2 protein-coding genes and 1 pseudogene are annotated in these 5,674 nt (G+C 42.9%); 2 read left to right on the forward strand and 1 reads right to left on the reverse strand.

Going from position 1 to position 5,674, the window contains the following annotated elements; translation table 11 throughout:
• Positions 1–326: pseudogene (locus QUB12_RS13705) on the reverse strand (hypothetical protein); the annotation flags it as partial.
• A gap of 653 nt (positions 327–979) precedes the next feature.
• Between QUB12_RS13705 and QUB12_RS13710 the strand changes: the two are divergent.
• Complete coding sequence (locus tag QUB12_RS13710; protein WP_333145062.1) at positions 980–4,639, forward strand: WD40 domain-containing protein; 3,660 nt, start codon at positions 980–982, stop codon at positions 4,637–4,639.
• A 101-nt stretch (positions 4,640–4,740) separates the two neighbouring features.
• A partial coding sequence (locus tag QUB12_RS13715) for an AAA-like domain-containing protein (RefSeq protein ID WP_333307146.1) occupies positions 4,741–5,674 on the forward strand: 934 nt, incomplete at its 3' end.

The following is a 5,674-nucleotide window of genomic DNA, read 5'->3' on the forward strand; positions in this document are numbered from 1 at the left end:
GAATCATCGCTGTCGTCGTCAATCAAATCAACAGTTTCAGAATCATCGCTGTCGTCGTCAATCAAATCAACAGTTTCAGAATCATCGCTGTCGTCGTCAATCAAATCAACAGTTTCCGAATCATCGCTGTCGTCGTCAATCAAATCAACAGTTTCAGAATCATCGCTGTCGTCGTCAATCGCATCGACAGTTTCCGAATCGCCAATATTTATGTCGATCTCAATGAGGCCAGCCTTTTCAGAATCCTCAATATTTATGTCGATGTCAATGAGGCCAGCCTTTTTAGTGCTGTACTTGTCTCTTGTGAGAATAGGTGCGCTCGCCATTTTGATTACTCCTTCTTGTTTGGTAATTGATACAAAATTTCGCCCGATCTTGAAATGAAAGTCGTCGTTGCCAGTGCCGCCTCACAGGTCGTCGTTGCCACCAAAACCCGACAATATGTAATTTCCTGCTTTGCCATAGATTTTGTCAGCTTGATTAGTTCCCACTAATGATTTGTGAAACTTACCGCCGTTATCAGTGTTGTTGTCATTAAATTGAGTACCGTATATATCAATTTCATTTTCTCCTTTGTATTCCCAACTAATTGGTTTATTTAGGAAGTAATGGTGGGTATTTATATTTTTTTGCTTCCCTTTTCGCTTCCTGTTATCAGTTTCTTGCTAAAACTAGCGAACCGCAATGGTGATAAAATCAGGTATTATAGGAACTGATAAATAGCTTCAGGCTTTGAATTTATAGGGAAAAATCAGGTGCATCCTGACAAAGCATCATAAAAATCAGGACTCAGGCATCAGACCAAAGAAACCGGGTTTTTGACCTAATCTGTTGGCTACAAGGCGTCTTTTCGGAAAAAACCCGGTTTCTGACCACCGATTCGTAAGTCCTAAAAATCAGTAAAAGTCAGGTTGTTTGGTAAATCTCTACATAGTCAGGTTGGCGATCGTACAATCTAATCTAGATTTGGGTGCAGGCAATGATGAAAGAATTTCCAGTTAGCGATGAATATCAGATTGGCGGGAGTCTCCCAGCAGATGCGTCGAGTTACGTGATGCGGCAAGCAGACTTGGACTTTTACGAAGGTTTGAAGGCCCGTGAGTTTTGTTACGTGCTGAATTCGCGGCAAATGGGCAAATCTAGTTTGCGGGTGCGGACGATGCAAAGACTGCAAGCTGAAGGTACTGTTTGCGCTTGTATCGATTTAACTGGTATTGGCAAGGAAGATGTCACTCCTGAAAAATGGTATGCGGGAATGATTAATTCTTTGGTGAGTAGCTGCCAGCTAAGCAATCAAATTAATTGGCGGAATTGGTGGCGCGATCGCCGGGATTTATTATCACCTCTCCAGCGATTTAATTTGTTTATTGAAGAAGTTATTTTAGTTGAGATTTCCCAAAATATAGTTATTTTTATTGACGAGATAGATCGAGTGTTGAGTATGAACTTTTCTGCGGATGAGTTTTTTGCTCTAATTCGTTGGTTTTACAATCGAAGAGTTGACAATCCTCTCTACCGCAAACTGACTTTTGCGCTGCTAGGAGTGGCAACACCTTCAGATTTGATTGCCGACAAAACTCAAACTCCTTTTAATATTGGTAAAGCGATACATTTAGACGGCTTTAAACTTGATGAAGTGCAGCCTTTAATTGACGGCTGGCAAGGACGAGTTGCCAATCCTGAAAATGCGATCGCCCAAATACTAGATTGGACGGGGGGACAACCTTTTTTGACGCAAAAGCTGTGCAAGTTGGTGTTGGAAAATGAGTTGAAGAGAGTTAACCGCAGAGGCGCTGAGGGCGCAGAGAGAGACAGGCAGGATGCCTGTTCCACAGAGGAGGAGGGAGTTGCGGGGTTGGTGAGGTTGCGGGTTGTTGAGAATTGGGAGTCTCAGGATGAGCCGGAGCATTTGAAAACTATTCGCGATCGCCTGTTAAGAAATCAGCAAAAAGCCGGACAGTTATTAGGGCTTTACCAGCAAATCTTGGAATCGGCGAATCCCCCCCAAACCGAGGAAAACCAGGGTTTTGTAGGGGTAGTGCCCCCGTGCCTACCCCTGGGGGTTCTTGCCGATGGCAGTCCCGAACAAACCGAGTTGCGCCTGTCTGGTTTAGTGGTGCAACAGCAGGGAAAATTAACAGTTTACAACCGCATTTATGCCGAAGTTTTTAATCTGGAATGGGTGGAAAAACAGTTAGGAAAGCTGCGGCCTTATTCGGAAACTTTTAATGCTTGGGCTGTGGCTAATTTTGAGGATAATTCGCGGCTGCTGCGGGGAAATGCGCTGCAAGAGGCTCTGGAATGGTCGATAGATAAAAATTTAAGCCATCTGGATTACCGCTTCTTAGCAGCATCTCAAGATTTGGAAAAGCGTGAAGTTCAACAGGCTTTAGCTGTTAAAGAAGAAGAAGGTCACATATTAGCTAAAGCGAATGATACCTTAGTTTCAGCTCAACAACAAGCAAAAGTAGAATTTACTCAAGCCAAGCGCAGGGCTACCCGGATCATTGCGATGGGTTCTGTAGTTTTGGGAATTTCTGTAATCACAGCAATCTCCATCCAATTACAAGTAAAAAAAGCTCAACAGGAACTAGCCCAACGACAAGTAGTCCTGCAAACTTTATTCTCTAAAGCAGCTTTGGTTTCCGATCCTTTTGAAGCACTGTTGAAAGCATTACAAGCAGCGCAGCAGATGAAAAAATTAGAAAAATCAGCCAGCAACGATACGCAAATGCAGGTAATGAGGGCACTGCAACAGGCAATATATCATGTTAGAGAACGCGATCGCGCCGTTGGTCATAGTAGCGGTGTCAGAAGTGTAACTTTCAGTCCCGATGGCAAAATTTTTGCTTCTGCTAGCGAGGATGGTACGGTAAAACTGTGGAATGCTAGACCAGCTAGATTAATATCAACCCTGACCGGACGTACTACTAGAGTTACGAGTGTAAGTTTTCATCCTAATGGCAATATTTTGGCTTCTAGTAGTGAAGATGGTACGGTTAAGTTGTGGGATGTAAGGCATAGCCGTTTAATTAAAACTATTAACGCTCATAATGACTGGATAAGAACTGTTAGTTTTAGTCCCGATGGTAAAATTCTCGCTTCCTGTAGCCACGATGGTACTATCAAGTTGTGGAAAGCAACAGATAGTACGTTATTAAAAACTCTGAAAGGACATACCCGTGCCGTTACCCATATTAGTTTGAGTCCCGATGGTAAAACTCTCGCTTCTACAAGTTGGGATAGAACCGTGAGGCTGTGGAATATTGGCGATGGAACCCTTGTAAATACTCTGGAAGGTCATCAAGTAAATACCATAAGTGTCAGTTTTAGTCCCGATGGTAAAACTTTAGCTTCAGCCGATCAAGAAGGCATAGTGAAACTATGGAATGTAGCAGATAAAACTTTACTGCAAAACCTCCCTACTCATCGCAGGGCTGTCTGGAGTGCAATTTTTAGTCCAGATGGCAAAACTCTAGCAACTATCAGTTCGGATAGTACCGTAAAGTTGTGGAATTTAGAAGATATAAACGACAACAGAACCGACCCGCAACTTCTTAAAGGACATGACGGTAAAATTGAGAGTATCGCTTTTAGTCCAGATAGCAAAACTCTTGTTTCTGGAAGTTATGATAGCGCAATCAAGCTCTGGAATTTAGAAGTTAGGGAACCGCAAACCATTAAAAGAAATAGCGATAATATTCGATCAATAAGTTTTAGTCCCGATGGTAAGATTATTGCTTCCGGTAGCGACGATTCTAAAATAAAGCTATGGAATATCAAAAATGGCACTTTACTCCAAACTCTTAACGGTCATCAAGAGCCGATGCTAAGTGTTAGTTTTAGTCCCGATGGTAATATGTTAGCTTCCGGCAGTGTTGACAACACACTTAAGTGGTGGAATGTTCAAGATGGTCGATTACTAAAAACCCTCAACGATCATAGTGGTTGGGTCAGGAGCGTTCGCTTTAGTCCAGATGGGAAAACCTTAGCCTCTGGCGGTGATGATCGTACTGTAAAACTTTGGAATGTAGCAGAGGGTAGGTTGCTGAAAACCTTTAGAGAACCTCGTATTGTCACTGATTTAAGTTTTAGTCCAGATGGAAAAGCTCTAGCTGTGGCTTGTAATAACGGTGATCTAAGACTATTAAATTTAAAAACAGCTACTTTAACGTGGGCTTTTTCCGCCCATAGCGGTTGGGTACAGACCGTTAGTTTTAGTCCAAATAGTAAAATCTTAGCTTCTGGTGGTGATGATGGTACAGTCAAACTATGGAATGCAGAAAATGGCAGATTATTGCTTACCCTAGAAGGACATTTATCTGAGGTATTTACTGTCAGTTTCAGTCCGGATGGCAAAATTTTAGCTTCCTCTAGTGAAGATGGTACTGTGAGGGTGTGGAATGTAGAAACTGGTCTGGAAATATCAACCCTAGAAGGACACCTCAACAGAGTTACTAGCGTTATGTTTAGTCCAGATGGTAAAACACTAGCTTCTGCTGGGCTTGACAATACTATCAAGTTGTGGAAATTAGAACTCGATCTCGATAATTCGATCGGGCGGGGTTGTTTGTGGCTGGAAGATTATTTGGCTTCTCATCCCGAAGAGGCTAGAAAATTTAGCCAAATCTGTAAATAACTCAAGTTGCTAGTTATAAGACACTGGTAATGGGTAAGGGGTAATGGGTAATTGTAAGGCAGTTATCCTATAATCACACCAAGATTTTGATGATGGCAATTATGAGAGAGTATCCAGCTAATTATGAATATCACGTAGGCGGTAGTCTTCCAATTGATGCCTCCAGCTATGTAATGCGACAAGCAGACTCAGACTTTTACGAAGGTTTGAAAGCAGGTCAGTTTTGTTACGTGCTGAACTCGCGGCAGATGGGCAAATCAAGCTTGCGGGTGCGGACGATGCAAAGACTGCAAGCGGAAGGGTTTCTCTGTGCTTTTATTGACCTAACCGGAATTGGCAAGGAAGATGTAACGGCAGAAAAGTGGTATGCCGGACTCGTGCAATCTCTGGTAAGCAGCTATCAGCTTGGCAAAAAATTTCAATGGCGGGCTTGGTGGAAAGAGCAGCGGGAATTTTTGTCACCCGTGCAGCGGTTGAGTTTGTTTATTGAGGAAGTTTTATTAGTAGAAATTGAACAAAATATTGTAATTTTTGTAGATGAAATTGACAGAGTTTTGAGCATGAATTTTCCCCTGGATGATTTTTTTGCTTTAATTCGGTTTTTCTATAACCGACGAGTGGATGTGCCAAAATATCAGCGGATCACATTTGCTTTGTTGGGAGTGGCGACTCCTTCGGATTTGATTGCGGATAAAACTCAAACTCCTTTTAATATTGGTAAGGCGATAAATTTACGCGGTTTTCAGATTGATGAAGTGCAGCCTTTGATTGATGGTTGGCGGGGGCAAGTTGCTAATCCTGAAAGTGCGATCGCAGATATTTTGGATTGGACGGGGGGACAACCTTTTTTGACGCAAAAGCTGTGCAAGTTAATGCTGGAAAAGGAGTTAAAGAGAGTTAACCGCAGAGGCGCAGAGGGCGCTGAGAAAGACAGGCAGGATGCCTGTTCCACCACCACAGACAGGCAGGATGCCTGTTCCACCACCACAGACAGGCAGGATGCCTGTTCCACCACCACAGACAGGCAGGATGCCT

Source organism: Microcoleus sp. B7-D4 (genome assembly GCF_036705125.1).
GTDB lineage: Bacteria > Cyanobacteriota > Cyanobacteriia > Cyanobacteriales > Microcoleaceae > Microcoleus.

Bases quoted from the DNA above. Each gene is read 5' to 3' on its own strand.
- QUB12_RS13710 (WP_333145062.1), top strand. From the start codon at position 980: ATGATGAAAGAATTTCCAGTTAGCGATGAATATCAGATTGGCGGGAGT.